The organism is Paenibacillus massiliensis 2301065 = DSM 16942, assembly GCF_000377505.1.
In the GTDB taxonomy this organism is placed as follows: domain Bacteria; phylum Bacillota; class Bacilli; order Paenibacillales; family Paenibacillaceae; genus Paenibacillus; species Paenibacillus massiliensis.
In genome coordinates this window covers 12,093-38,580 of record NZ_KB898200.1, presented here as the reverse complement: position 1 = coordinate 38,580, position 26,488 = coordinate 12,093, and the positions used below count along the sequence as shown (strand labels likewise).

The window sequence follows — 26,488 nt, the reverse complement described above, 5'->3', positions numbered from 1 at the left end:
ATTAGTTATGCCTCACTTGATGACAGACCATCATTTCAAAGATAGCTCCCCGGCTAGTGTGTACCGCCGGCCATTTGTAACGCACCAGCCATCATACATACACTCTTCGGGGAGCTGTTAACCCCATCTACGAACAGACCCGCATGAACCGGGTATCGCTATTCCGACAAATATCGGATTAGGCGTTCTGACCGTGACAGTTCTTATACTTTTTACCGCTTCCGCAAGGACAAGCATCATTACGGCCAACTTGCTCACCGACATGAACCGGCTTTTTCTCCGCAGAGTCGCCGCTAGTCGTAATCTTGTTCTCATCGACTACCGCTTGACGCTCCAGATTCGTCTCAATCTGAGCCTTCATGATGTACTTGGAGACTTCCTCCTGGATCGTTGCAATCATCGCATTGAACATTTCGTAGCCTTCAAATTGATACTCACGCAGCGGATCGGTACCGCCGTATGCACGGAGATGGATACCCTGACGAAGCTGATCCATCGCATCAATGTGATCCATCCATTTGCTGTCTACCGAACGCAGCACAATAACCTTCTCGAACTCACGGACCATTTCCTGACCAATAGATTCTTCACGTGCATTGTATTTATCTGTGACCTTGGTGAAAAGGAAGTCCACAATCTCTTCCTGCTCCTTACCCCACAGCTCATCACGCGATACAGCATTCTCTTCGAGCATATTGTTGTTCACATACTCAGCGACCTGTTCAAGCTCCCAGTTCTCCGGAATATCATCGCTACAATGAGCCTCTACCACACGCTCAATGGTCGGTTTGATCATATCGAATACAATTTGCTTGATATTCTCGGATTCCAGTACTTCTTTACGTTGCTTGTAGATAATCTCACGCTGCTGATTCATAACATCGTCATATTGGAGGACGACTTTACGCATATCGAAATTGTTGCCTTCCACCCGTTTTTGAGCAGACTCGATCGCACGGCTGATCATCCGACTCTCAATAGGTTGGTCTTCTTCGAAGCCCAGACGCTCCATCATGGCTAGTACGTTATCTGCACCGAAGCGCTTCATCAGCTCATCACCCATGGACAGGTAGAACTGCGTTGAGCCTGGGTCACCTTGACGGCCCGCACGTCCACGTAGCTGGTTATCGATCCGGCGAGATTCGTGGCGCTCTGTACCTATAATATGCAGTCCGCCAATCTCAGCCACACCTTCACCCAGCATAATGTCCGTACCCCGACCAGCCATGTTGGTGGCAATCGTTACAGCTCCGGCTTGTCCAGCCTTCGTGATGATCTCTGCCTCTTCTGCGTGATACTTGGCGTTCAGGACCTTGTGCTGAATGCCTTTGCGCTTCAGCATTTCGGACAGTAGCTCAGAGTTCTCAATGGAAACCGTACCGACGAGAACTGGTTGTTTATTTTGGTGACGTTGTTGAATCTCTTCAACTACCGCCTTGAATTTGCCAATAACACTCTTGTAGACTACGTCTGGCATATCCACACGCTGATTCGGACGGTTCGTCGGAATCTGCAGTACCTCCAGACCGTAAATCTTCTTGAACTCCTCTTCCTCTGTCTTCGCTGTACCTGTCATCCCTGCAAGCTTGCGGTACATACGGAAGTAGTTCTGGAACGTGATCGTCGCCAGCGTCATGCTCTCATTCTGAACATGAATATTTTCCTTCGCTTCAATAGCCTGATGCAGACCATCACTATAACGACGGCCCTGCATGAGACGACCTGTGAACTCATCCACGATCATGATCTCATCTTCAGTCACGACGTAATCAACGTCACGTCTCATGATGACATTGGCCTTGAGTGCCTGTACGACATGGTGGTTAATCGTTACATTCTTCTGGTCATAGAGATTCTCCAGTCCGAAGAAGTTCTCAGCCTTGGATACACCGTTCTCGGTCAACGCCACAGATTTGACCTTGATATCTACAGTATAATCCTCGTCCACCTTCAGGTTCTTCACAAAGCGATCAGCTGCGAAATACAGCTCTGTCGACTTCTCAGCTGCACCCGAGATAATAAGTGGTGTACGAGCCTCGTCCACGAGAATGGAGTCAACTTCGTCAATAATACAGAAGTGTAATGGACGTTGAACCATTTGTTCCTTGTACAGAACCATGTTATCACGCAGATAGTCAAAGCCGAATTCATTATTCGTACCATAGGTAATATCGCAGGCGTAGGCCTCTTGCTTCGCTTCATGCCTCATACCCGCCAAATTCAGACCCACTGTCATACCGAGGAACTCATAAATCTGTCCCATCTCGGCGCTGTCACGTTGTGCCAAATAGTCATTGACTGTTACTACGTGCACGCCTTTGCCAGCCAGTGCGTTCAAATACACCGGCAGCGTCCCTACCAGTGTCTTACCTTCACCTGTCTTCATCTCGGAAATGCGACCTTCATGCAGCGCAATACCGCCCAGCATCTGCACATCATAATGGCGTTTGCCCAGGACACGCTTGGAAGCCTCACGAACTGTAGCAAATGCTTCTGGCAAGAGTTCATCCAGATTGGTACCCTGCTCCAGGCGTGAACGGAATTCCTCTGTCTTGCCCTTCAATTGCTCATCCGATAACGCAGCAAGATCCGGCTCCAATTTATTGATCATATCCACGGTCTTCATAAGACGCTTCACGTCACGCTCATTTGTATCTCCAAAAATCTTCTTAACAATGCCTAGCATGGCTTACCCCTTTCGTGCAACAACAATGGTTAGAAATCAATTTCACAAAATACAAAAAATCAGCTATACATCCATTGACGACAGACAGCCTCACAGCCGTCCAAATGAATGCAGACAGCCATATAACAGCTCACTCTGAGCAAATGTAGGTGTATATCCTTGGGAATCAGCCAGTTGCAGACTTATCAGAAGCTGCTAATCCCCGATGTTCATAAAGGGACCATGGTGAAATTGATTCCTTTTTCGCAAAAAAAGTCTTTGGATAAATTGTAACAGTTTGTAGAAGATGCCGCAACACACACGGCCTGCTACTATTAAAGTTGGTGCTAATCATAACTATTAAAGTTCATATAATCTACAACCCTCTTCTGGCTGCTATCTATTTATAGACGAGTCAAGTGTAGCTTTAGTTCCGTACATACTTAATTTGGTATATAAGGGGTTTAATGAGACATCGCTACACCGCTTCACGATAGCTTTAGTAACATCAACTTATTGTCGGCTCGACTTCTGATGTGTAGGAGGAATCACCCGACCAACCGACCATTATGTCCGCTTACTCGAACAGTCAGATCGCAGCTATCTATATAACAGTATGTAAGGTAAGAAGCACACATAGTGAATTTGCCAATAGACGCTACCATGCGTTAACGGCAGGCCCACCTCTTCCCCCCCGTTACCGCAGCTCTATGTTATCAAAAAAGCCCCGTCCGGCTAATACAGCACAGACAAGGGCTTGGAATATACGCTATGCAATTGTTAAAGATGGCAATGAGTTAGTTCCATATAGATAGCGACCACTTCGGCTGGCTTGTCCTTACTCTTGCTCGATCAGGCCATACTTGCCGTCGTTACGCTTATACACTACATTCACTTCTTCATTGTCGATGTTGGAGAATACAAAGAAATTATGTCCAACCATATTCATTTGCAGAATCGCTTCTTCCACATCCATTGGCTTCAAGAGGAAACGCTTGGTACGCACGACCTCCAGATCATCATGATCCAGCTCATCAGCGCTAGCGGAGCCATTCGTAACCGGCTCTTCTACAAACAGCGTCTTCAAGCCACGATCCTGGCGGAATTTGCGGTTCAGCTTTGTTTTGTGCTTGCGGATCTGACGTTCAAGCTTGTCCGTAACTGCATCGATGGATGCGTACATATCCTCACTTTCGTCTTCGGCCCGGAGTACTAACCCCGGCAAAGGAATGGTAACTTCTACGGTGTGAAGTCCTCTTGTGGTGCTTAACGTGACACTTCCATCAGATGTTGGGGGTGCATCAAAGTATCTCTCAAGTCTGCTAAGCTTTTTCTCAACATACTCTTTCAAAGCGTCAGTAACCTCGATTTGTTGACCTCGAACTGTAAAGTTCATAAGACACGCCTCCTTTGCTTCTTCATTATACCACATGTGTTAACCTCACGTAAAAGCCATGAAGCAGAATTCTAACAATTTGTTAAAATGAAAAAGTATTTTAGTTCACATCTTTTCTTTCGTGTAATTTCGACATTTCATGAAAGTTTTCTTGACACGAAGAAAACATTTTCATTATAGATTTATAGGCTCAAAACATATAAAAAAACCCTGGAATCTGTTCCAGGGTTATTGCTAGCGTTGTCTAAATTGCTAACCATCTTACCAATTATGTAGGTCGGCCGAGCCGGGATGATTATAATTTGATTACGTTAGCTGCTTGCGGACCACGAGCGCCTTCAACGATATCGAATTCAACGTCTTGTCCTTCTTCGAGGGTTTTGAAGCCTTCAGATTGGATTGCGGAGAAATGTACGAATACGTCGCCGCCTTCGGCTGTTTCAATGAAACCGTAACCTTTTTCTGCGTTAAACCATTTTACTTTACCTTGCATGCACTAACATTCCCTTCGTCATCAAATGAAGTGAAGCTCTCGCCCACATTTCCGACTATACCACCCAAGGTTATCCATTGTCAATTGGAAATGTAAATGTTTTTTTGTAATATAATGTCATGCTAATGTAAATACTTGTCGAATCTATGGGTAGAGTACACTTTATTGATTAGTAACCGGATTCAGAGAACATGAAACAGTAGCTACAAGATAATTAGGATATTGCTGATCTTTCATTATTAATAAGCCTTAAGAGATCAACATTACTAGTCTTTGATTCTGCAATATCCAGATATCTCCGCGCCTTAGCCTGATCCAGCACGGACATCTCTCTTGCCAAATGAAGCCATAATCTGGCGTTATCTTGATTAGCCTGCAGACTCGCAATGAGTAAGTCAACGTTACGTTTCTTCTTGGCCTTAAGGTCGACAATGTTTACGTCATAGCCATCATGCAGCAAGTGAATATCACTCCGTAGCCGTGGCAGGTCCCCAAAGGATATCTGTTCATGGATGCGATCCTCATATCTTAAATGCGCCGGGAACAGTCTTACATATCCCACTTCAATTACCTCAACGATGTCTCCGGCCACGGTGTTATCATATACAATATCAAAGACGGCTTCCTGCGCTGTCTCCAGCTGTCTCTGGACATAAGAGCGCACCTTTGCCTGCTCTGTGGCGGGCAAAACATCATCGGAGTCAACGACAAATACCCAGTCGTGGGTAACCTTCCCAAGAGAGTAGTTGCGCGCAGCGGCAAAGTCATCAATCCATTTGAAGTGATAGAGCTTAATATGATGATAGTTCTTGATATATTGCTCGATAATATCCAATGTTCGATCCGTAGAACCCGTATCCACGATGACAATCTCATCTACAGCATCAACTATACTATCCAGGCAGCGAGCAATACATCGCTCGGAATCTCTTACAATCATAGCTGCTGATACACTCATTTGGCTACTTCCCCCAATCCATTCTTAATCAACAGACTCATGTGGCCTACCGTCCCATACTGGTTAGCCGTCAGGAATTCCAGGATGTTATCTACATATTGATTGGAATGCTCCGAGGTCTTGGTAAATGTCTGTATAAGCTTTACTACCAATTGAGCCGTTAAGCCCTGATGCTTCGCTGACATTCCGATGAGCAGTAATTTCATCAGTACATAATGGCTAACCAAGATCGTATAGATCTTAAATACATTTCGGCTATTATTCTTGGGGAACAGGTGTGAGAACATAAAGTTCACCGCATAGTTCTCAAAAATATGCTCATGCTCATCCATGAAAGGCTTATAGTAGTCCATGTAAGCCTGATCATATCGATCAACGACATTAGCCTCCGTCCTGTTCTCCAGCTCGCTTGGGTTCATGCCCTCCAGGTAATCCCTGATACATTCTCTGAATCTTTCATTAGAGCCGATGTTATTCAGATTTTTCGACACAATATTATTTAATGTAATGAATTGGAACTCTGAATTTGTCGGAAAAGTATCGAAGTTACGCAGCTCTTCATTCGTTGTCATCATGATTTTAAAGCGCTCAATCAGATCTTGAACCTTATCTTCCTGATCCATACCTTGGCTGATAAGTTGCTGCAGCTGCTCACAAAACAGTCCCAGAACTAACATTCGATGTGGAAAGCTGAACTCTCTACTCTGCAGGATCTCAATGACAAAAATACGAATTGGCCAAAATGCTCCCATATAGTTGGCGGACTGGCGCTCTGGAAAAATGTTAGCTTTAATCAGCGCGTTCCCATACTCTACAGGTTCGACATAAGTGAATGCCATTTTGTCAGGATTCAATAACGCTAGCCGTGCTGCTTCAGGACAGGACATGACTGCCGATATTTCCTGCTGTTCGTTGACGTAGTGAATATTACGTGGATAAGTTGCACAGATTGGCGCTAGATAGTTCTCACCAATGGAAGCATGAATGTTGCATAGCTTCTGTTCATTCAGCATGGAGCAGCAGCCTGTCTCCGCATCCATTTTCATCATGGCAAATTGATCATCCGTTCGGACCTTCTGCTCCCGTTTTACAGAACCATTCTTAAAGGTCTCTCTGAGCTGCTTATGTGGTACGTTGGAAAGATTTTGGTATGTTTTCTTATCCATAACAACCTTCCAACCAATGCAGCAGCTGTCCTCACATGTGGAACCAATACATTGAAATTGTGTCATATATTCAGGGACAAGTGCCTTTGCTGTGCTCATACGTTCACTCCTAAATTAGGACCTAGTCCATTAGCATTTTAACTACACAAGGGCTTCTCTAAAGAATATCGGCATATCAAATTAAATCTACAACAGCCTATTCCAATGAGTGCTCAAATAATAAATCCCTGCTAGTTAGGACAGCAGGGATTTGTCACGGCTCCATCATTCGAAAATGTATAACTTAATTATTCGCATAATACTTCATTACGCCACTTACTATTATAGTTCAACATTTTATCGTATCATTAGTGTATTAAGAAGCTTTATTTCTTCTTCCTCAGTGTAAGGGCAATTAATCAAAAATTGGTAATTATCACTAATTTCATTTAACATTTCATTGTAGTGCTTAGAATAATCAATTTCTTCAAAGTTTTTAATTCTATTGCACATGGATAACATATATGAGAGTTCTGAGTATTTAGCCCTCTCTGATATTGGTCTCACTTTTTCAGATAGATAAGCTGTACGCTCTTTAAATGCTGATAAGTATTCCTTAATAATTTCTGGAGAAGGCCTATTACTCTGAATAAAATGCGTCATATTATTAGGATGTTTTCTAAAACTATAAAGAGGTTCACCGTTAGCTACCACTATATCCGCGTTGGCAAAAACCTTATAAATCACATGTATGTCATCCACCAAAACATTTTCCTTAAATGTTACGCCATCAAATAGTTTTTTTCGAAATAACTTTGTAGGGGGAGCAACATTATAACGTTTTCTTAACAAAAGCTCGTCTAGTGCTTGAACTTTATTAAGTACAAGGGTGTCATCAAATATAAAATAAGGCTCTAATTCCCCGTTAATATTATTCCAACTACCGCATAAAGCAATATCAGCATCATATGTCTGAGATAACTCCCAAAGAACCTGCAGCATCCTTGGTTCACAATAGTCATCATCATCAACAAAGGTTATATACTCCCCCGAAGCTTCCATTAGCCCCCTGTTTCTACCTTTAGCAGCTCCTTCGTTGATCGGGATATTGATAAGTTTGATTCGTTTGTCTTTTGCTTGATAATACTCACACAATTCAAAACTGCTATCCGTCGATCCATTATTAACTAATACAAATTCAAAATCCTCAAATGTTTGCGAGAGAATGCTTTCAATGGAACGTTCCAGAAATTCTGGTCTATTATAAGTGCACATTATAACGCTCATTTTATGTGGACTAAGTTCCATCCTACTCTCCCCCCCTAATTTCACTAATAAATTCTTTTAGCAAATTGACTATCCTTCAAGCCTAATTCTCTAAGTTGATTCATTAAAGCGCTTGATATTTTTTCCTGCTGCGTTGATATGATGACAAAGGTATTTTCAAGATTAGAAGCCGGTATCTCTTGAAGAACACTTGGTAACATTACTGGAAGTTCATTTAACTCAGAACCTGCTTTTGACACGCTATTATCTAAGAAACCTTTCACACTGTATCCTTGCTTTTTCAAAATTCTTGCAGTTGCCTCACCGTTATAGCCCGTTGGAAAAACATAGATATCTTTGCCCTCGTGGGTTGATACCAAACCTATAGTAACTTCTTCAACAAGAGTTTTATACAACTGCAATCCCATAGTAGCTCCAAATAGACTCACAAGTTTGAATAGTGAAGAATAAAGAGACTCTTCAACATCTGTTAATGGCTCTAGCTCCTCTCTCAAAATAACTGCCAACTCGGCAATTTCAGACCTGGTAAAGGTATCACATCGAGTTGAAAACAGCCCCAATAGAAAAGTGATTCGTGATTCAATCAGTTTTTTTCTTCTATCTGTGTATTTTTTATTCAGTAAAAAACGAATTAAATTCAATGCTACCACAAGGTGTGACTTACTATTTATGAATGATTTGGATGAAGTGATAGAACCAACTGCTCTTGGACGGTAACAGTAAAAGGGAACTGGTAGATGTGCAAAAGTGTCTGAGCAGCAGATAACTTTTGGGAACCACTCCTCATCTTCTGAGTGGATCCCCTCAGGAAACTTTATATCATTAGTTATAAGAACATCCCTTTTTACGACCAGTCTCCATGGAGTGCATAATAACTGTGGCAAAGAAAGAAGATACTCAGATATATTTGATGAGTTTCCTTTTTCTATGATTTCTGAGTTTAAATCAACATCGGAGGTTACATATGCCCCTTTTTCAGGAACACATAAAAATTGGCCCATTACAACCGATGGGCCCCTTTGATTCAGTAAATCCGCCAATAATTGCAAACTTCCTTCAGTGTAATAATCATCACTGTCACAAAAGTGTACATAATCGCCTTGCGAGATCTCTAGCCCAACATTTCTTGCTCCAGCAGGTAGTACATTACGCTCGAGATGAACTGTCCTTATGCAACTGTATTGTTCGGCATACTTGCTACATATACTTCCACTACTATCAGTTGATGCATTATTAACTAGGATAACCTCATAATCCTGAAATAATTGGCTAAGTATGCTTTTGAGGCAATCTTCAAGATAATGTTCAACATTATACACTGGAATGATAATACTCAAAAGTGGCATAAAACACCTCACAAATAATATCTACAGTCTACAAATGTCTTTAATGGATATTTTTTATTGACTGCAGCAAATTCGTCCCATGCGGTGACTAAAACAAGCACTGTAGATTCGGTACAAATCTCATCTAAGGTATCGTAGTAATTTATACTTAGATCATACTCACTAGCAAATGCTTTATTAGCAACAGGATCAAACACATTAATATTTTTATAATTGGACGCCATTAATGATTTTATAATTTTAGCTGAGGAACTATCTCTTACATCATCTGAACCAGGCTTGAAGGATAAACCAAGTATTCCTATACTGTCCGTTTCTTTTGCAACCTTCATGATTCTATCTACCATAAATTCAGGCATTGTATCATTAACTTCAATTACATGTTTTAAAATTTCAGGTGCATATCCTTTCGATAGCGATTTAGCATACATGGCTTGTGTGTCCTTTGGCAAACAATATCCACCATAACCACAACCAGGGTAGACATAAGACGCCATTGAAGCCCCCCCCCAACGACGATCCATATGAAGAATCTCGAACGCTTCTTTAATTTGAATACCACCAATTGCATCAGCAACTTTAGACATTTCATTTGCATAACTAATCATCGTAGCTAGTAGGGTGTTGGATAAATATTTAATGTATTCACCAGTATTCAAAGAAACTCCAAAGAAAGGGGAATCAAACGAACGATATAGAGATTTGAGCATCTCTTCACCTCTAGAATCAGCCACTCCGCACACAATGCGATCGGCATTCATCATATCCTCCCAACATTTCCCTTCCCTGAGAAACTCAGGATTATTGGCAATACTAAATTCTTTACCCGGGAGTAGGTCTTTCGAAGAAAAATAGGGTACTATTCGTTCAGCAGTAGTCGATGGTGGAATTGTAGATTTAATAACTACTGTTCTATACTTACTATCATTTAAAATAGGCGAGAAAGTATCTATAGCAGAGAAAATATACTTCAAATCAGCTTCGCCATTCTCTCCTTGTGGCGTGCCGACGCACAGAAAAATAAAATCACTTTCTTTGACAGAAGTAATTACATCTGTGGTAATACTAAATTTATTATTTATATGTCTTAATAATGCATCATCTAAGCCTGGTTCTACAAATGGGAGCTTACCTGAATTAAGTAATTCTGTTCTTTGTACATTAACATCATAACCATGAACTGTATGACCTTTTTCTGCAAAGGCAAGGGCCGTAGTTAATCCTACGAATCCAAGGCCGAAAACTGTTATTTTATAGTTCATTAACCCTTCACCTAGCTTCTCAATTGTAGTTTTCATAGTATTTTTGTCCTTTTATATATACACCTTCCATGCGAGGAGCAACTACTGTTACATCATGATTTAGAATCTTTTCGACCATAAGTTCCCTGTTATTTGGATTCTTTAAAATGTTCAAAATAAATTTTTCCCATAACTCCGTTCCTTGCTCTAAAGGAAGATAATCAATTAAGCCCATATTGGTTTCAGTTGGACATCTATCGGATGCTATACATGGGACTCCAGCTGCTTGTGCTTCAATTAGGACATTACCAAAACCTTCATACAATGAGGGAAAGAGAAAATAGTCTGATGCTGCGAGAGCGATCTGTATGTTTGTATCACTTGGTAACATAGTCACATTACGTTCAATACCAAGAGTTTGTATACGATCTTTCAATTGATCTTCCAATGCCCCTCCCCCCACTATTACCAAATGAATGTTTCCTTCACTCGTTAATAATTGGGAGAATAAAGAGAGTAGGAATAACTGGTTTTTTGAATCTGTAAACCTACCAACATGCAAAAAATTTATATTGTCATAAGAAATATTCAAGATGGAGCATGCTTCATCCTTAGTACATTTCTTCGTCAAATAATCAACTACTTTTATTGGATTTTCAGGTATCTCCAACCTTTTATCATCCGTTATTGTTTTACCAAAATGATGTTGGGCTGCAGCTATTGAACATCCCCAAATATGAGTAGCATATTTTTTGCATAATGAAGCTCTAAACTTACGAGTTAATTTAAGAAGAATACCAGGTTTAATTTTGTCATCTATCCCAGTATAACGGCTATGAACGATTCTAACCGGAACCTTAGCTAATATGGCGGCAATAATTAAAAAACCATCAAGAAAAGGATGAACAATGTGAATCGCGTTGTAAGGGCCTTTTTGTTTGAGAATTCTATAGAACCCAAATAAGGAGTATATATCCATTATTAAATTCCATTTTTTCTTTCCCTTATGCTTAGTCTTTTCAAAAACATTGTATATTTCCCCACCATAATTTTCTATTTCATCGTGAAAACAACCTTTATCGGGCTTTCTTACTGCGAAATCAAGCTGCAACTTTTCATGATTAATCTCGCGTAGAATTTCCATAGTTGACTTTTCAATTCCTCCCATATCAATAGGCAAACCATTAACAAATAAAGCTTTGATTTTATTTCCTCTTATCATAAAAATTAGCACCTTTCAAAATCTTGAAGGATTTGATTATGCTCGTATAACGTTTTCCTTTTCACCTCTATAAACGCCTCTTGTATCTACAATTAAGTCACTGTGTTTAAGAATTAAATCATAATCAAAAAGATCATGATCTGTACTAATCAAAACACAATCCATTTTTTCTAAAATATCAGTAGTTAACTCAACACTTTCCATATGAAAAAAATGCTCACGCATTTTAGGAAAGGAAGGGATATAAGGATCAGAATAGTAAAGCTTAGCACCTTTATCTCTTAGAATTTCCATAAGTTCAACTGAGGGAGACTCTCTAATATCATCAATATTTTTTTTGTATGACAAACCTACTATTAGGATATTAGAATTTTTAATTGATTTCTCTCTTTCATTGAGACCATCTGAGACCTTGTTGATGACCCAACTAGGCATTGAAGTATTTACTTCCCCAGACAATTCTATAAATTTAGAATGAATCCCATATTCCTTTGCCTTCCAAGTCAGATAGAATGGATCAATTGGTATGCAGTGTCCACCTAATCCAGGTCCTGGAGTAAAAGGAGTAAATCCGAAAGGTTTTGACGAAGCAGCCTCTATCACCTCCCAGATATCAATATTCATTTTATCAGCAATAATTTTCATTTCATTAACAAGCCCTATGTTAATAGAGCGATAAATATTTTCGAGAAGTTTTGTTAGTTCTGCAACCCTTGTGGAACTTACTGGTATCACGTTACTAACAACAATCTCATACAGTGCAGTTCCTACTTTCAAACAATTTTGAGTAGTACCTCCAACTATTTTAGGAATAGTTCTAGTTGTAAAATTAGGATTTCCTGGATCTTCTCGTTCAGGTGAATAAATCAAATAAAAGTCTTCGCCAATTCTAAAACCATTTTCCTCCAATCTTGTTTTAAGCTCTTCATCAGTTGTTCCAGGATAGGTCGTACTCTCAAGACTTATTACCTGATTTTTTCTTAAATAAGGTAATATAGACTCTAGTGTGCCTGTAACATAAGATAAGTCAGGTTCTCTATATTTATTCAGTGGGGTAGGCAAACACAAAATGACAATATCTGTTTCCTGAACTCTTGAAAATTCAGTTGTTCCGTCTAATAATCCTTTTTCTACAGCTTCTTTTATTTGACTAGAGTCAATATGAGAAAAATAACTTTCTCCCTTTTTTAGAGCTCTAATTTTAGACGGGTCTATATCAAATCCAATGACTTTTATCAATGCGTTTGTGAACGCCAAGGCCAACGGAAGACCAACATAACCCAAACCAACTATACCCACAGTTAATTTTCTGGATTTTATTTTATCAATTAGTACAAGGGCTTTGTCGCTTACATCACTCACTCAAACCACCGCCTTTTAAACTTGTCACGAGGTGAAACTTTCTAATATTCAGATACTTATTGCATAGCAAACTGTTTCAGATGAACCATAATTATAGTGCCTCATATAGATTTTATACTCTGGGACAAGCCCTTTAATGTACAAAGGTATGTCAACAATATCTAATGGTTCATGATAAATACATATTCCTAACTTTGGCCTATAAGTTTCAATAGTATTTTGAGCTCCAATCAGTGCTTTCATCTCTGAACCTTCAATGTCCATTTTGATAAAAGTAGCTTCTGAACCATGCAGCAATTCATCTATGGATATTACATCCACCTCCATGTTGCCGTTTGGAGAAATAGAACTGGTGCCACTATTCCTGCCAACAAACTTAAGTTTCGAACGTTTATTCCATAGACCCATAGGCACAATTTCTATTTTCTCATCCATGAATACTCTTTTTGAGTATTCCTTATGTTTAACAGTCTCGGGCTCCAGAGAATAAATCTTTCTATACTGACCCCCAGTTTGGTCTACAAACTCTTTAACTGTTTCTCCGATGCATCCTCCACCATCAATGAAAATTTCATCATCATTCAATGAAATTATCCCCTCCTCAAAATACTGAGGTGATTGACTTCTTAGGGGAGCCAAAAAATTGCTGTTTAAAGAAATACAATAGTTTATTCTATCGATAAATATCCTTCTTGATTCTTCATCCTCAAGAAGATCATAAACTTGTTTAAATTTAAGTAAATTATTTTCAATTACTTTTTTATAGTTTTTAAATTTGAAATAAAAATCATAATCATCGACAAAAATCTCGTTTTTCTTCAATTTCACAAGTGGTTCCAAAGCATAATTTGATAATTGAGTATTTAACTCATCATAGTAATTAAATGATGAAATGATAAAATAAGAGTCCCTATATCTTTGGATCAATTCTTCAAAGCTAATTACAAGAATCCCATTTATATATGTTCCCCATTTAATAGGGTCATTATCGCAAAATAATATTTCTACATCCATTTCAATTTCTTTAATATAACTCAAATAAAACTCACCAATTATCCCTGATCCCAACAAAATTATCGGTTTTTTTTCTTTTTCTAAAGCCTCAGAACATATTTTCAAAAAAATATCGGCTTTATTTTCTTGGTTTGTCAACATATCGATCGAAAAATCATTCACCAGAAATACTCCTCTCGGTCGCAATTCACCAAATAATTAAGATATCTTTTTATTCCCTCCTCAATATGAATTTGAGGATTATAACCAAGTATATGTTTTGCTTTATTTATATTGGGACAACGTCTATTAGGATTATCAACAAGATATTCCTCATCATTATGAACTTTAAATGATATATTTCCAGAATACTGATTAATTTCAAAACCAATATTACGGTACATTTCAGCTAGCTGTCTCACACTAATTTCTGGACCATCAGATCCAATATTAAATATGTCAAACTTCCCATACAATGCACACTTTATATAACCGACTGTAGCATCAGGGATATAGTCAAAGGTTCGTGTTGGAGTACCATCCGAGTAAATAACAATATCCTCATTATTTACTATAGCTTGAGCAAAATCAGCTACAACCCGTTGATCATTAATTCTCATCCCAGGTCCATAATTATTAAAAGGACGTACGATTGTTGTTGGCATACCAAACTGTCTTGAAAAATTATAACAGAGTGTTTCGCCAAAACGTTTTGATTCATCATAACAGGCTCTAGGTCCACAAGGATTAACATTCCCCCAATATTCTTCTGGAGTTGGAATTTGAGAAAGATGGGGGTCCCCATAAATCTCACTACTAGAATAAAATAAAAAACCTTTTATTTTTTTGGTTTTATAAAATTCTAATAGACGTCTTACCCCAGTTACATCCGCATCAATTGTCTCTATCGGATGTAGTCGATAATAAACAGGAGAGGCTAGTGAAGCCATATGAAAAATAATATCAGCACTCTCTGCAAATTCGAGATCACAATTAATAATATCCAACTCGCGCAAATCAAATAAAGGATGCTCTGAAACTCTTTTAACCCATGCTGGTTTTCCAAACATATAATTATCAATGCCAAACACTTTTTTAACACCTAACACTTCACCATATTCAACAAAAAAGTGAAGTAACGAATATCCGAGTGATCCAGCATAACCCGTAACGAGAAGCGTGCTGCCCTTCAACTTTTCTTTGTCATCCTGAGACAAATTATTATAGATAAAACTCATATCATTTTTCGTAATGTTAGATATTACCACCTAAAAACCCCATTTCACTTCAATGTAGTTAATCCCATAATTTCCAAGGCGCTTTTTCACTTCTCCAAAGGTTTTCCAAAACTCCCTTGTCACGTTGGGTATCCATACACTGCCAAAAACCATGGTGTTTGAAAGCTTCCAACTTATCATCTTCAGCAACTCTTGATAAAGCTTCGCTTTCAAATACTGTCTTGTCGTCATGAATATAATCAAATATTTCAGGCTCAATTACCATAAAACCTCCGTTGATCCATCCACCATCCTCTTTCGATTTCTCTGCAAACCTTTCTACTCGATTTGTAGCTTCGTCAATATCTAGTACACCGAATCGCCCTCCAGGCTGAATTGCTGTCATTGTAACTAAACCGCCTGACAGAGAATGGTATTGTTCAAGAGCGCTAATATCTACATCAGAAACTCCATCTCCATAAGTCATCATAAATCTTTCTTGGCCTATATATTTCTGAATTCTTTTTATCCTTCCACCAGTCATAGTGTCACGCCCCGTATCAACCAGCGTAACACGCCAAGGCTCAGATACATTATTGTGGATGGTTAGTCGGTTCTCATTTACAAAGTCAAAGGTAACATCTGAGGCATGAAGGTAATAATCAGCGAAAAATTCCTTTATGACATAACCTTTATAACCAAGACAAATTATAAAATCGTTATATCCGTAATGACTGTAGATTTTCATAATATGCCAAAGAATTGGCTTATCGCCTATCTCAATCATAGGCTTTGGTTTTAAATGACTTTCCTCACTAATTCTAGTACCATATCCCCCAGCCAGAATCACAACTTTCATTTTTACACGCCCCTATTACTTTTCTAAAAATTCAGATTATACGAAAAAGATGATGAGTGGTTACTCAAGGTCTGAATGGCCTACAATTCGTAGACTTTCGCTTTGCTCAATTAATCCAATTGCACTATAAAATTGGGCAATTAATAATAAAACTTTGTTGTCCTTCGGGTAGAATACTCTTAAAACTTCAGCAGTCTCGAGTGCTGTAATGAAATCACCGAGCCGATGCATCAAAATTAGTTTATGAATTAATGCATCTTTATTAAGAGGGCTCACTGTTAAAATTCTTATAATTACTTCTGCTAGTTCATTATCACTTATATTAGGACTCGCTAGAGCCAAGAATTCTACTTCCTTATTAATAGAATCTCTATTTTGATCAAATGAAATTTGAGTCAAAACTTTCATAACGTTACTATATTCCGATTTATGTGAATAATTCAAACAAATCTCTATAGCCCTTTCAACATTTCCATTTACTAGCTCACGAAGTAAATCGTTATCTGAAGATAAAAATTCAGCAGTTACTCCTGCATCTTCTAAACTTTTGTAATGTCTATTGCAAAACATAGTTAAAAATGGATATAAGAAAATAGATCCTATTTTATTATTGTTTTTATTATCACAAACAGAGGATAAAAATAATAATAATGCACTTATTTTATTCTCTGCATTCGAATTAACGATACGAATTGATTCAACAAGCCTATATATATAATGCACTATTGCTGTAGGAAGATTTTCTTTCTCGACCTGCATGGCTATAGTTTTCAAATTTTCTAAAGCTTCAGCTACAAATACCGGCCCCAAAGCCTCGCCGTCAGCTATAGTTAAGATATCTTTATTTGCTAAAAGTTCTTGGATTCCTTCTAACTTATCCTTCAGCGAAACTACTTTCGAATCCACGTAGACCCTTATACAAACTAATAATGAGTTCATCAAAGTAACAGCAAGAAATTTTGTAGTTCTTTCGTTGATTCCTCCCCATCCATTTAACAATTTTTCACTCTCTTCGTATATAAACAAATAATCAAGATATCTATGTTTATCAATTTGCGAATGATAGTAGGAGTTAGATCTTATTCTATAATTATGAAGAATTCTATTTATACCAACTACACTGTTTGAAAATTTCAATAAATCCAAGGTGAACATTGTATCATTTGCGTGCCTTAATACTCTCTCTAAATTTTTAGTTCTATAGGCTCTTTGCTTTTCTAACACTGACACCTTAACTAACTTTCCCCACTGAACACTAAGCAAAAAATAAATATCCGGAAATAATTCTCCCAGTTGAGAAATTTGCTGAACCTCAAAATTCGGGCAAGGCCTTAAATCATTCGGGCGATTATTCTCTTCATAGACTTTCTGTGAACCTGCCATTGCAATATCTGCATCACATGTTTTAGCCAACGTGTAAAGTTCATTCAAAAAATCTGGATGTATGGTATCATCACTATCTAACATACACCAATACTCGGAGCGAAGATTTAATAAGTAATTTACATACTCTGAATTCATTTCTGCCTTATGAATAATAGTATTTTTCTCGTTCTTAAAAAGCTTAATCCTTGAATCTTTAATAGCATATTCACGAAGGATATCTCCGGTCGAGTCTGTTGATCCATTATCAACTACAACCCATTCAAAGTTCTCGAATGTCTGATTCAATATGCTATCAGCACATTCGCGAATGTATTTTTCTACATTATAAGCAGTCGTTTGGATGGTTATTAACGGCGTTTTGTGACCATTCCCCTTCTGCTTTTCTAGTAGTTGGAGTGTATTACTTAAGTCTTCGTATGCCGCAATTGCCTCCACACTAAAAACAGGTAGCATTTTCTCAATTGATAGATTTATAAATTCCAATTGTTTTTTAATCCCTATACACACATTAATTTCAAGAGTTTGTAGCCACTCTTTATAATTCTTCATCACTGCTAATTGAAGGGGAAGATCATCACTTAATAGCCCATTAGCTAAATTGCTAAGCAAATTCCTTCTTAAATAGTGGTGTAAGTAGTATATATAGAGATTCTCTGCATCCTCTTTTTTATCAATGCTTGTTCTCATTTGGTCCTGCACTTTTTCAAAAACACTAATAATATCCCTTAAATATCTATCCGGCAACAGATATCCAGACTGTGTAATTTGGCCTTCTCGTTTACGATAGGAATAGACAATTGAATCAGTTAGAAATATCTTCTGTGCTCTTAAATAGGCTTCTGTTATAAAGACCTGGTCTTCCCCGAAAACTATTTCTTCAGGAAAAGATATCTTATCTAAAAGACTTTTTGAATATAACTTCCCCCAGCAGTAAGGAAGCTGCAATAATTCTTTATCCTTTAAAAGGCTTTTTTCACCAGGGATATTTAAACTTTTGAACTCCTTAAAAATCCAAGGAATCTCCTTATAATCATTCATAAACATCTCATGATGACCAACAATTAAATCTGCTTCTTGATCAACTGCACACCCATATAGAATTTCTAATCCTTTAGGCGCCAATATATCATCTGCATCTAAAAATAAGATGTATTTACCTTGGGCCTTTTCCATGCCCAAATTCCTAATGGAGGAGGCACCCTTGGATGAATGTTTGCTTAAGATTATACGGGCATCTGACTGTGCATAGGCTGAGGCAATTTCATAACTACGATCAGTTGAGTTGTCGTCAATTATAATGAACTCAAACTCTGTTAAGGTCTGACTTAGAACTGAGTTGATTGTATCGACTATATATTCATCAACATTAAACATAGGCATGATTACACTTATTTTAAGCTGACCAACTTCCATCTCATCACCTTCATTCCACAATCTAGTTGTTCAATTCCAGATTTCTAATTAGTGACAAAGTCTGTGAATCAGGATGCTTGACTTCTTTCAAATAAGAAAGGGCATCCTTGAACCTACTTAATTTCACCATTAAAAACCCAGCAAACGTCAGAATTTTATCATCTTTTGTATATCCTAAAAGAATTTCAGTCATATTTAGAGCAACTCCCCATATCTCCCTCTTATAAAAGTAGCTCATCAGAAATTGAAGAGTATTATTTTTATCTAAAATACTCGATTCTACAAACTCTCGAATCTCATTCATAATGAAATCAGCATCTTCTCTATTTATGATTTCTTCGAGTTTACCCATTGACCCTTGTCTATCGACATTATGCTCAATCCGCAGCAGACTAAGTTTGATTTGTTTTATTAAGTCGTTTCGCTGAGATATCTCAGATTGTATTTTGCTTATCCAGCTTTCAACCTGTTCGCTTCTAGCTTGAATACTTTCTAACCAGTGTAGGGCCTTTTCGTTGTCACCTACACCATAATATACTGTTCCAAGGTTACACAGTGTAGTTGGGTCCTCAGGATTCAACTCATAGGCCGCTGATAATAATGGAAAGACCTCTCTCATTTCATTTCGTTCGTAATAGGACAGTGCTAAATAATTTAATAATGGAATAATCGGCCCATTATAGGATTTTGCAGCTTTTAAGATGGTACCCGAGGAACTCTGCAGGATCTGCTCAACAAGCTCCTCGCTTGGGCTTTGAAATAGTTGATCAAAATCTTCCTGTATCTTTGCAATACTAGGTACTTTACTGGCTATAATCCAAAAGCGACTAATATCCGAGTACTCTGTTAATTGATTGGAGTTAGAACGTGTTAACCCATTTATTAATTCGGTTTCTTTTTCTGACATTGACACTCTTACTGCTTCAGCTGTTTTCACTTGGAAATTGGTATTTTCCAATAAACTTACAAAACTGCTAATACTCCAACTTGTAATATTACGTTCTTCTAATTCTGTACCGTTCACCAGACTTAGTATCGTTGAATAATGATATACGTTGGGGAGGCATATGATTAGCTTCCCATCTTTTTTTAATAAGCGCTCACAGTGCCGTAATGTTTCCTTCACATCGCTGAACGTATTTAAAAGGATATAATCAAAAGAATCTTGCTCACCATCGTAATCAGATAACGATTCCGATATTTTAATTGAATCAAAGTTTAACCTTTGGCTGGTCACGCGTGCCACTTTATTGTTTTCAACAATGTGCAATTCTAATTCAGGGAAACCCCCCTTTAATGTCAGCAATGTCCCTCCATTACCACTTCCAAATAACAGTAGGCGGGAGGAATTAGATATACTAGAAGGGAGCATGGATACTAGCTCTGGGAAGGGTTGCAACTCCGTGGCACAGAATCCCCACAGTGATTTAAATATGTTTTCCGAACTCAATTCACTAGAATTGTCAACTCCATAATGATGAACAAACACATTAGTACAGACCATTAATCTATATTTTACCTGTGCAATTCTTAGACAGTAATCTACGGTTAGCTCTTGCCCCTGAAGCTGCTCGTGAAATGACCCAATCGAATCTATCACGTCCCTTTTTAAGAACAGACAGAAGCCTGACAGTGTAACCTGCTGCTTCAAGCCAAAGCTGCGATTGCAGTTGCGGCCAAATTGGAGCATACCCTCCATCGAATCATAATTAACCTCTATAACCTGATCACCAATAGCATGATTAGATAGAGGTCCTACACCTGCAATATCTTCATTCTGATATAAAGACTGAATCATATAATCCAGCCAGTACTCCGTTACCAGAGTGTCACTATGTAATAACAAGACACTATTACCAGAGGACATCTCGATACCTCTATTCCAGACTTGGCCTTCCGTCAAGGGACTATCGTGAAATAACGTGAGAATATCCGTCTGATCTGCCAGCCACTCTTTTTGTTTAAGAGAGCCTCCATGCTCCACGACGATTAATTCATAAGCCCCTCTTTCAGTAAATCTGCGTATATTATCAATGGAGGCAGCCAGATATTCTTGAATATTTGGGGCTGCGTTAAGTATTATGCTAGTCTTGTGCATGGAGAACTCCTTTACGCTCATTGTTATCTTAATTATCGGTTTATTTGTGTTTTTTCGACAGAACATCGACAAAATAACTTCTTTAGGCCTAACTAGATTCGACTATCCTTAGACATGCTGATTTTCTAAAACACTCAATCTCGCAATGGAAGGTTCATAGTGATACAAAGATGCAGCAGCGTACTGCTCTTTAGCGTGCTTTATGTCCCCCAGTACCTCGTAGAAGACACCAAGGTTATGGTGAGCTGCGTAGCTTCCCGTTCCCTTAATACTTCCTTCCTGCCCGTTCTCACCAATCTCCAAAGCCCTCATGTAGTTTTGTTCAATGAATGAAAGGAGATGCTCGTATTTGGCTGGTTCACTCATAATCAACTCTAGTAAGTACAAGGCAGATACAAAAAAGAAATCGGGATAATCATACAAGAAATCTTGCTCTTCATTGATTACGTCAATGCCAAACTCCAGATTACCGGACGCCATCATAGCATACATATAATTCACAATCAGAGAAGGGGCATACGATTCCTGCCTGGTAAGCAATTCATAAGCTTTACGTAAGTACTCAAATGTCAGCTGATGCTGCTCCAGCCCGCGATATTCCTTGGCCAGTTGATAATAGTAATAAGGATCATGAGGATGCTGCTGAATCATGGCCAATAACAAAGGAACGTTCCGTTCACCCTTTGTTTGTTGAAAGTAGCCGTCATGCTCAATCTCTACATTGACCCGTATTCGGGGATAATCCGCATTAATTTGCTCGTGGATTGTGCCACTATAACGACAAGTCGATGGAAAAAGCCGAGTAATATAGATTTGTTCGTACTCTACACCCGTCTGCCCTTGGAATTTATTGTTGATCTTCACCTTTCCAACGACTGGAGCAGGATAAGACATCAGCTCCTGCAATGCAATCGAAGGATCATTTGAGATATACTCGTCGGCATCCATCACCAGACACCAGTCACAAGTAGACTTGTCCAAGGCAAAGTTACGTGCCGCTGCAAAGTCATCACCCCAGGTATATTCATATACCTTTGCTTGAAATTCTGCTGCAATCCGTTGGGTCTGATCCGTAGAGCCCGTATCTACAACGATGATCTCATCTACATAATTCACTACGCTTTCAAGACATCTTCTAAGATGCCTTTCTTCATTTTTCACAATCATAACTAAGGAAATCGTTTTATTCATGGCTACCTCTCATACGAAAAGTTCTCACATTTACACTGTTATAGTTATTATCGGTTGATCTTCACAATTCGAAGAGACTAGAAATCACTATATCTATATTGTATTTTTTGACAGTAAATATTAATATCTGTTATTCCCTTTATCTCTAACAGGAAACAGCCGATAAATGATATAACTACTATTTTAAGCCGGAAGGGAATATATGCATGAATTCTAAAATCAAGATCACTTTATTCCACTTATCTGCCTCTGGATCCAATAATTATCACTTATTTCAGGGAGCACCTGAGCATTTACTTTCTAAATATGACATTGAGCTGCTGACGAAAGAGCAAACCCTTTATAACCGATACCTTGATGAAAGTGATGTCTATATCACCACCCATGGTGAATATTTGTCGCATTATGAAAAAGTGAATATTGATTTATGGCATGGCTTCCCACTAAAAACGATGGCAAAGATGGACCGGAACGAAAAACTGCCTGATGAGGATATCCATAAACATTGGTCCGAAGTGGATATGATTATGTCTTACTCCACTCTCTATAACACACTTATGAACGCCTGCAACGGTGCCAACATATCCAAATATCAAGTTACAGGCATGCCACGCAATGATGCGCTATTCAGTTCAAATTCAGTGCAGCATCTCAAGCGATTATTTCCTGGTCTAGGAGACGGAAAGGTCATCTTTTACATGCCGACTTTCCGTCAGTCGATTGTTACTCCTGATAAGGTTGACGGAGGCAAGCATACTGGAAATGTATTCGGACTTCCAGATTTCAACAAGACACAGCTAATACAATTTTTGAAAGAGCACAATCTATCCCTTGTCCTTAAGCTTCACCCGTTTGAAGAGCAATACTTTAAAAAGGAGCTGCAGGAGCTATCCAGCCAAGGTGTTTTTTCATTGAGTGATAACCAGCTAATGGAAGCTAACCTAGACCTTTATGACGTTCTAGGCGCAGCGGATATGCTGATTACCGATTATTCTTCGGTCTATATCGATTATTTGTTGTTAGAGCGACCGATTATTTTTCTAGCTACTGATTTGGAGGAATATAGGGCTAATCGCGGCTTCCTGCTTGAACCCTATGATTTCTGGGCACCTGGACCCCAATTAAGCTCTCAGACCGAGCTACTCGAAGCCATCCAGCGTTTTGAGACAGAGACCGAATGGTTCAGTAGTGAGCGAAGCACGATCCTCAATCTGAGCCATCACTATAAGGACAATGGATCCTCAGAGCGGATCTGGCATCATATCGACAGCTACATTGAGACCCATCAGGAGGAAATCCACAAAAGAAGAGTTAGCTATCAAGAGCATAAACAAATGCAGCAGCAGGTAAAGCGGGTTATTCAAGGAATGATTGAGCAAGGGCACTTAGAACAAGCTAATGGTGCTATTCAAAAGTATCTGGAGAATAACAAAGCCGACTCAGACATTTTCGCCATGAACGGAATGCTGCACTTAAGTAATAATGATCCACAAAGTGCAATCAAAAATTTCTCGGCAGGACATCAACATTTCCCTTGGGATGAAGATCTCCTGTATAATTTAGGCTATGTGTATGAGCTTGTAGGCCAATTAAAGCTAGCCAGACAATACTATGAGAAAGCAGCAGCACAATGTACAAAACCAGACTTAGCCGAACTGTTACGCAACAAGCTACAACAGCTCGTATAAAATAGGAGGCACTTTATGAAAAAAGTCATTACCTACGGGACATTTGACCTCCTTCATTATGGCCATATCTTATTGCTGCAACGTGCGAGAGAATTGGGAGATCATCTTACGGTCGCTTTATCTACAGATGGCTTCAACCATATTAAAGGGAAGCATGCGTACTTTTCCTATGAGAAACGCAAAATGATGCTTGAAGCCATAAAATACGTGGACACCGTCATTCCAGAGCGTAACTGGGAGCAAAAGCAGCATGATATTGTTGACTATGACATTGATATTTTCGTAATGGGTGATGATTGGAGAGGAAAGTTCGATGAGCTCTCTGCTCACTGCGAGGTTATTTATCTGGAGCGTACGCCTGATATATCCACCACATCTATTAAAGATAACTTATCCGGCACTTCTTAACCTGCAAAAATGATAAGAGGCATCACTGATCTAAATGTCAGGATGCCTCTTTTTGTATTACACAAGAGCCTTATCTTTAATGAATTCCTCCACAAACGAAATGGAAGAGAAATTTGGAAATCTCTGCTCAAATTGCTGAACAAGTGAAGAAGTTTGCTCGTTAGGTAATAGACGCATCAGAACGGAATAAAGATGTCTTTTTCCCGGTTGAACCGCTATAGCCTCTTTCAAAAACTCAACCGCTTCTTCATTAAAACCATGATTTACATGATAAATAGCCAAATTCTCGATACTAGTATGATCCAACTGCTGCTGTTCTAGTAGGAGTGAGTAGTACTGCAGAGCCTGTGGCATGAGATTTAGACTATAGAAATGGTTAGCTAGTTGATTAATCAGAGCCGGGCTTTGAAACACACCAACAAACTGATCAAATATGGAATACTCTTGAACCAAAAACAATTGTTTGGACACCATAAACAACCATTCTGCATATTGCTCATGTGTAGCTTGATCCGGCTGTTGCCCTTTAACGGCCTGTAGGATTAATGCCGTGGCTTCCTCTAATCCCTCGGCCTCACCAAGATGCTTAAGAGACGCTTCCAGCATATCAGCTTTATTCCATATCAATGACCCTACCACAACCTGAAGCCACAATTGCTGCTGCTTCGCTAGCTCTGGTCCAATGGCTGATTTTAACAGCTTATGGCCTTGTACAGCATCCTTGTTCAATATGGCCAGTCGCAATTGATCTGTTTCATGTAGAGTGTGTAACTGAACATACTGCTCATAATGCTTCACCAGAGCTGTCTGACCTAATGCTAATGCGACCTTGAATATAAGAGCCGCATCCGATGAATTCGTTCTATCATAGATCCGATCAAAGAATTCAATGACATTGGATTCCGTCTCATTTTGACTAAGCCACTGAACTAACTGTAGCAAGATCTGAGGGTTCTGTTTGTTTTTATTGAGCTGCTTGGACATCCAATAGATGGCCTGCTGGTTATCGTTGATCCGAAAACTCAGCGAGACAAGCTGCTGAACAGGTGAATCAAAGCTATGCACTGGATCTGTCAGCCAAATTTCCTTGCCCTGCCTCGCTCTTAACTCAGCAATCTCAACCGCTTGCTGATAGGAAGCTACGGCTTCTTTGAAAAAGCCCAATGTTTCATAGTGAAAACCACAAATCGTATGATATTCAGAAAAATCACTGTAGCGGGATAGCTTTTCTTCAGTCAATTTCCACGAATCTGGGAGACGACTCATTTTATAATAAAGTGTTATTAGGCCAATAAGACAATGTGGGAACCAGACTACACTTGTATTCTCAATCCCAAGGGCATTCTCATAGCATTCGAGGGCCTTTTCCTCTTCTTTTGCATATCTATATTGGTTTCCTAGTGTAAACCAGTCATAATAATCAAGTTTCTGCTTCTCTCGCATGGTTTCAAATATTTGCATATTCCGCTCATGCTTATTCTTATTAACGATGGTCTGAACCTGGTAGCCTGTATGAAAAATATTTAAGCTCAATTTCTTATGATATAGATTCTCGTGCGTACGACTTCTCGATAGATCCTTAAGCAGAACGTCGCTAGCATCAGGATCATCGTTATCTTGCATCTTCTCATGAATACTACTTCTTGTTAGCTGTTCATGGATCGGACGCTCGAAAATAATCCCCATATGGTTAGGGAACAGACGTGTGACTGGTGCAGTGGTGATTTCATCCTTGTTTCCTTTATCCCCTGTAAAATTAATAACTGGTAATGTGTAGGCTAAATAGGGGAGTGGGGTCTCCTGATCTAGAAATGAATTCCACTCGTCGTGCTCATCCTTAGAAAGATACTCATCTGCATCAAGAACAAGAATCCATTTACCAGTAGCATGCTTTAAAGACTCATTACGAGCTGCAGCAAAGTCATTCGTCCATACGTAATCATATATCTTATCCGTATATCTCGTAGCTATAGCCTTCGTAGCATCTGTAGACCCTGTATCCACAATGATGATCTCATCGGCAATTCCTCTTACACTTTCCAAACAACGTTCCAGGACTGCTTCCTCATCCTTGACAATCATACATACACTTAGCCGTTTCATTGAGTATACCAGCCCTT

At 38.9% G+C, this 26,488-nt stretch carries 19 protein-coding genes; 2 read left to right on the top strand and 17 right to left on the bottom strand.

The genetic code is table 11. The annotated features are described in order from the left end of the window. Positions 1 to 178: 178 nt before the first annotated feature. From secA to D328_RS0124035, 16 genes are all read right to left on the bottom strand, one after another. Entirely contained in the window at positions 179 to 2,686 is a 2,508-nt protein-coding gene (gene secA, locus D328_RS0124110; RefSeq protein WP_018887620.1) for a preprotein translocase subunit SecA, read from the bottom strand. Positions 2,687 to 3,503: 817 nt separating this feature from the next. Continuing rightward, a complete protein-coding gene (gene hpf / locus D328_RS0124105) occupies positions 3,504 to 4,061 on the bottom strand; it encodes a ribosome hibernation-promoting factor, HPF/YfiA family (RefSeq protein ID WP_018887619.1) in 558 nt (185 codons plus the stop codon). Between the two features lie 295 nt (positions 4,062 to 4,356). Then, the gene (locus D328_RS0124100) at positions 4,357 to 4,554 is read right to left on the bottom strand and encodes a cold shock domain-containing protein (RefSeq protein WP_018887618.1); all 198 of its coding nucleotides are present in this window, start codon (positions 4,552 to 4,554) and stop codon (positions 4,357 to 4,359) included. Positions 4,555 to 4,768: 214 nt separating this feature from the next. Then, positions 4,769 to 5,512, bottom strand: a complete 744-nt coding sequence (locus tag D328_RS0124095; RefSeq protein WP_018887617.1) for a glycosyltransferase family 2 protein — start codon at positions 5,510 to 5,512, stop codon at positions 4,769 to 4,771. Then, positions 5,509 to 6,744 carry a flagellin lysine-N-methylase gene (gene fliB, locus D328_RS0124090; RefSeq protein WP_233426241.1) on the bottom strand — a complete coding sequence of 412 codons (1,236 nt, stop codon included), beginning with the start codon at positions 6,742 to 6,744 and terminating at the stop codon, positions 5,509 to 5,511. Before fliB ends, D328_RS0124095 begins: the two co-directional genes overlap by 4 nt. 270 nt (positions 6,745 to 7,014) lie before the next feature. Next, positions 7,015 to 7,965: a glycosyltransferase family 2 protein gene (locus tag D328_RS0124085; protein ID WP_018887615.1), complete on the bottom strand. Its 951-nt coding sequence runs from the start codon at positions 7,963 to 7,965 to the stop codon at positions 7,015 to 7,017. A gap of 23 nt (positions 7,966 to 7,988) precedes the next feature. Further along, positions 7,989 to 9,290, bottom strand: a complete 1,302-nt coding sequence (locus D328_RS0124080) for a glycosyltransferase family 2 protein (RefSeq protein ID WP_018887614.1) — start codon at positions 9,288 to 9,290, stop codon at positions 7,989 to 7,991. A gap of 8 nt (positions 9,291 to 9,298) precedes the next feature. Continuing rightward, a complete protein-coding gene (locus tag D328_RS0124075; protein WP_018887613.1) occupies positions 9,299 to 10,588 on the bottom strand; it encodes a UDP-glucose dehydrogenase family protein in 1,290 nt (429 codons plus the stop codon). Then, the gene (locus D328_RS0124070) at positions 10,572 to 11,753 is read right to left on the bottom strand and encodes a glycosyltransferase (RefSeq protein WP_018887612.1); all 1,182 of its coding nucleotides are present in this window, start codon (positions 11,751 to 11,753) and stop codon (positions 10,572 to 10,574) included. The genes D328_RS0124075 and D328_RS0124070 overlap by 17 nt, the downstream gene beginning before the upstream one ends. A gap of 36 nt (positions 11,754 to 11,789) precedes the next feature. Then, complete coding sequence (locus D328_RS0124065; RefSeq protein WP_018887611.1) at positions 11,790 to 13,115, bottom strand: nucleotide sugar dehydrogenase; 1,326 nt, start codon at positions 13,113 to 13,115, stop codon at positions 11,790 to 11,792. 48 nt (positions 13,116 to 13,163) lie between these two features. Continuing rightward, on the bottom strand, positions 13,164 to 14,291 hold the full coding sequence (locus D328_RS0124060; RefSeq protein ID WP_018887610.1) for an FkbM family methyltransferase: 1,128 nt from the start codon (positions 14,289 to 14,291) through the stop codon (positions 13,164 to 13,166). After that, positions 14,288 to 15,376, bottom strand: coding sequence for an NAD-dependent epimerase/dehydratase family protein (locus tag D328_RS0124055; RefSeq protein ID WP_018887609.1), 1,089 nt, complete (start codon positions 15,374 to 15,376; stop codon positions 14,288 to 14,290). Before D328_RS0124055 ends, D328_RS0124060 begins: the two co-directional genes overlap by 4 nt. A gap of 28 nt (positions 15,377 to 15,404) precedes the next feature. Next, positions 15,405 to 16,184, bottom strand: coding sequence for a glucose-1-phosphate cytidylyltransferase (rfbF, locus tag D328_RS0124050; RefSeq protein ID WP_018887608.1), 780 nt, complete (start codon positions 16,182 to 16,184; stop codon positions 15,405 to 15,407). Between the two features lie 60 nt (positions 16,185 to 16,244). Beyond that, on the bottom strand, positions 16,245 to 18,983 hold the full coding sequence (locus tag D328_RS30460) for a glycosyltransferase family 2 protein (RefSeq protein ID WP_018887607.1): 2,739 nt from the start codon (positions 18,981 to 18,983) through the stop codon (positions 16,245 to 16,247). Between the two features lie 22 nt (positions 18,984 to 19,005). Continuing rightward, positions 19,006 to 21,081, bottom strand: coding sequence for a methyltransferase domain-containing protein (locus tag D328_RS0124040; RefSeq protein ID WP_026281357.1), 2,076 nt, complete (start codon positions 21,079 to 21,081; stop codon positions 19,006 to 19,008). 108 nt (positions 21,082 to 21,189) lie between these two features. Next, complete coding sequence (locus tag D328_RS0124035; RefSeq protein ID WP_018887605.1) at positions 21,190 to 22,272, bottom strand: glycosyltransferase; 1,083 nt, start codon at positions 22,270 to 22,272, stop codon at positions 21,190 to 21,192. A gap of 206 nt (positions 22,273 to 22,478) precedes the next feature. Here D328_RS0124035 and D328_RS0124030 point away from each other — a divergent pair, with 206 nt between their 5' ends. Both D328_RS0124030 and tagD read left to right on the top strand, forming a co-directional pair. Further along, positions 22,479 to 23,960: a CDP-glycerol glycerophosphotransferase family protein gene (locus D328_RS0124030; RefSeq protein ID WP_018887604.1), complete on the top strand. Its 1,482-nt coding sequence runs from the start codon at positions 22,479 to 22,481 to the stop codon at positions 23,958 to 23,960. A gap of 15 nt (positions 23,961 to 23,975) precedes the next feature. Then, complete coding sequence (gene tagD / locus D328_RS0124025) at positions 23,976 to 24,368, top strand: glycerol-3-phosphate cytidylyltransferase (protein WP_018887603.1); 393 nt, start codon at positions 23,976 to 23,978, stop codon at positions 24,366 to 24,368. A 57-nt stretch (positions 24,369 to 24,425) separates the two neighbouring features. On the opposite strand, the gene D328_RS0124020 is transcribed toward tagD, so the two are convergent. Continuing rightward, the gene (locus D328_RS0124020; RefSeq protein ID WP_018887602.1) at positions 24,426 to 26,471 is read right to left on the bottom strand and encodes a glycosyltransferase family 2 protein; all 2,046 of its coding nucleotides are present in this window, start codon (positions 26,469 to 26,471) and stop codon (positions 24,426 to 24,428) included. Positions 26,472 to 26,488: the final 17 nt, after the last annotated feature.

Excerpts from the sequence above, each read along its gene's own strand:
- D328_RS0124020 (WP_018887602.1), bottom strand. The coding sequence starts at position 26,471 with ATGAAACGGCTAAGTGTATGTATGATTGTCAAGGATGAGGAAGCAGTC.
- D328_RS0124035 (WP_018887605.1), bottom strand. The coding sequence starts at position 22,272 with ATGAATAAAACGATTTCCTTAGTTATGATTGTGAAAAATGAAGAAAGG.
- D328_RS0124030 (WP_018887604.1), top strand. The coding sequence starts at position 22,479 with ATGAATTCTAAAATCAAGATCACTTTATTCCACTTATCTGCCTCTGGA.
- D328_RS0124075 (WP_018887613.1), bottom strand. The coding sequence starts at position 10,588 with ATGAAAACTACAATTGAGAAGCTAGGTGAAGGGTTAATGAACTATAAA.
- tagD (WP_018887603.1), top strand. The coding sequence starts at position 23,976 with ATGAAAAAAGTCATTACCTACGGGACATTTGACCTCCTTCATTATGGC.
- D328_RS0124080 (WP_018887614.1), bottom strand. The coding sequence starts at position 9,290 with ATGCCACTTTTGAGTATTATCATTCCAGTGTATAATGTTGAACATTAT.
- fliB (WP_233426241.1), bottom strand. The coding sequence starts at position 6,744 with ATGACACAATTTCAATGTATTGGTTCCACATGTGAGGACAGCTGCTGC.
- D328_RS0124100 (WP_018887618.1), bottom strand. The coding sequence starts at position 4,554 with ATGCAAGGTAAAGTAAAATGGTTTAACGCAGAAAAAGGTTACGGTTTC.
- secA (WP_018887620.1), bottom strand. The coding sequence starts at position 2,686 with ATGCTAGGCATTGTTAAGAAGATTTTTGGAGATACAAATGAGCGTGAC.
- D328_RS0124070 (WP_018887612.1), bottom strand. The coding sequence starts at position 11,753 with ATGATAAGAGGAAATAAAATCAAAGCTTTATTTGTTAATGGTTTGCCT.
- rfbF (WP_018887608.1), bottom strand. The coding sequence starts at position 16,184 with ATGAAAGTTGTGATTCTGGCTGGGGGATATGGTACTAGAATTAGTGAG.
- hpf (WP_018887619.1), bottom strand. The coding sequence starts at position 4,061 with ATGAACTTTACAGTTCGAGGTCAACAAATCGAGGTTACTGACGCTTTG.
- D328_RS0124085 (WP_018887615.1), bottom strand. The coding sequence starts at position 7,965 with ATGGAACTTAGTCCACATAAAATGAGCGTTATAATGTGCACTTATAAT.
- D328_RS0124095 (WP_018887617.1), bottom strand. The coding sequence starts at position 5,512 with ATGAGTGTATCAGCAGCTATGATTGTAAGAGATTCCGAGCGATGTATT.
- D328_RS30460 (WP_018887607.1), bottom strand. The coding sequence starts at position 18,983 with ATGGAAGTTGGTCAGCTTAAAATAAGTGTAATCATGCCTATGTTTAAT.
- D328_RS0124040 (WP_026281357.1), bottom strand. The coding sequence starts at position 21,081 with ATGCACAAGACTAGCATAATACTTAACGCAGCCCCAAATATTCAAGAA.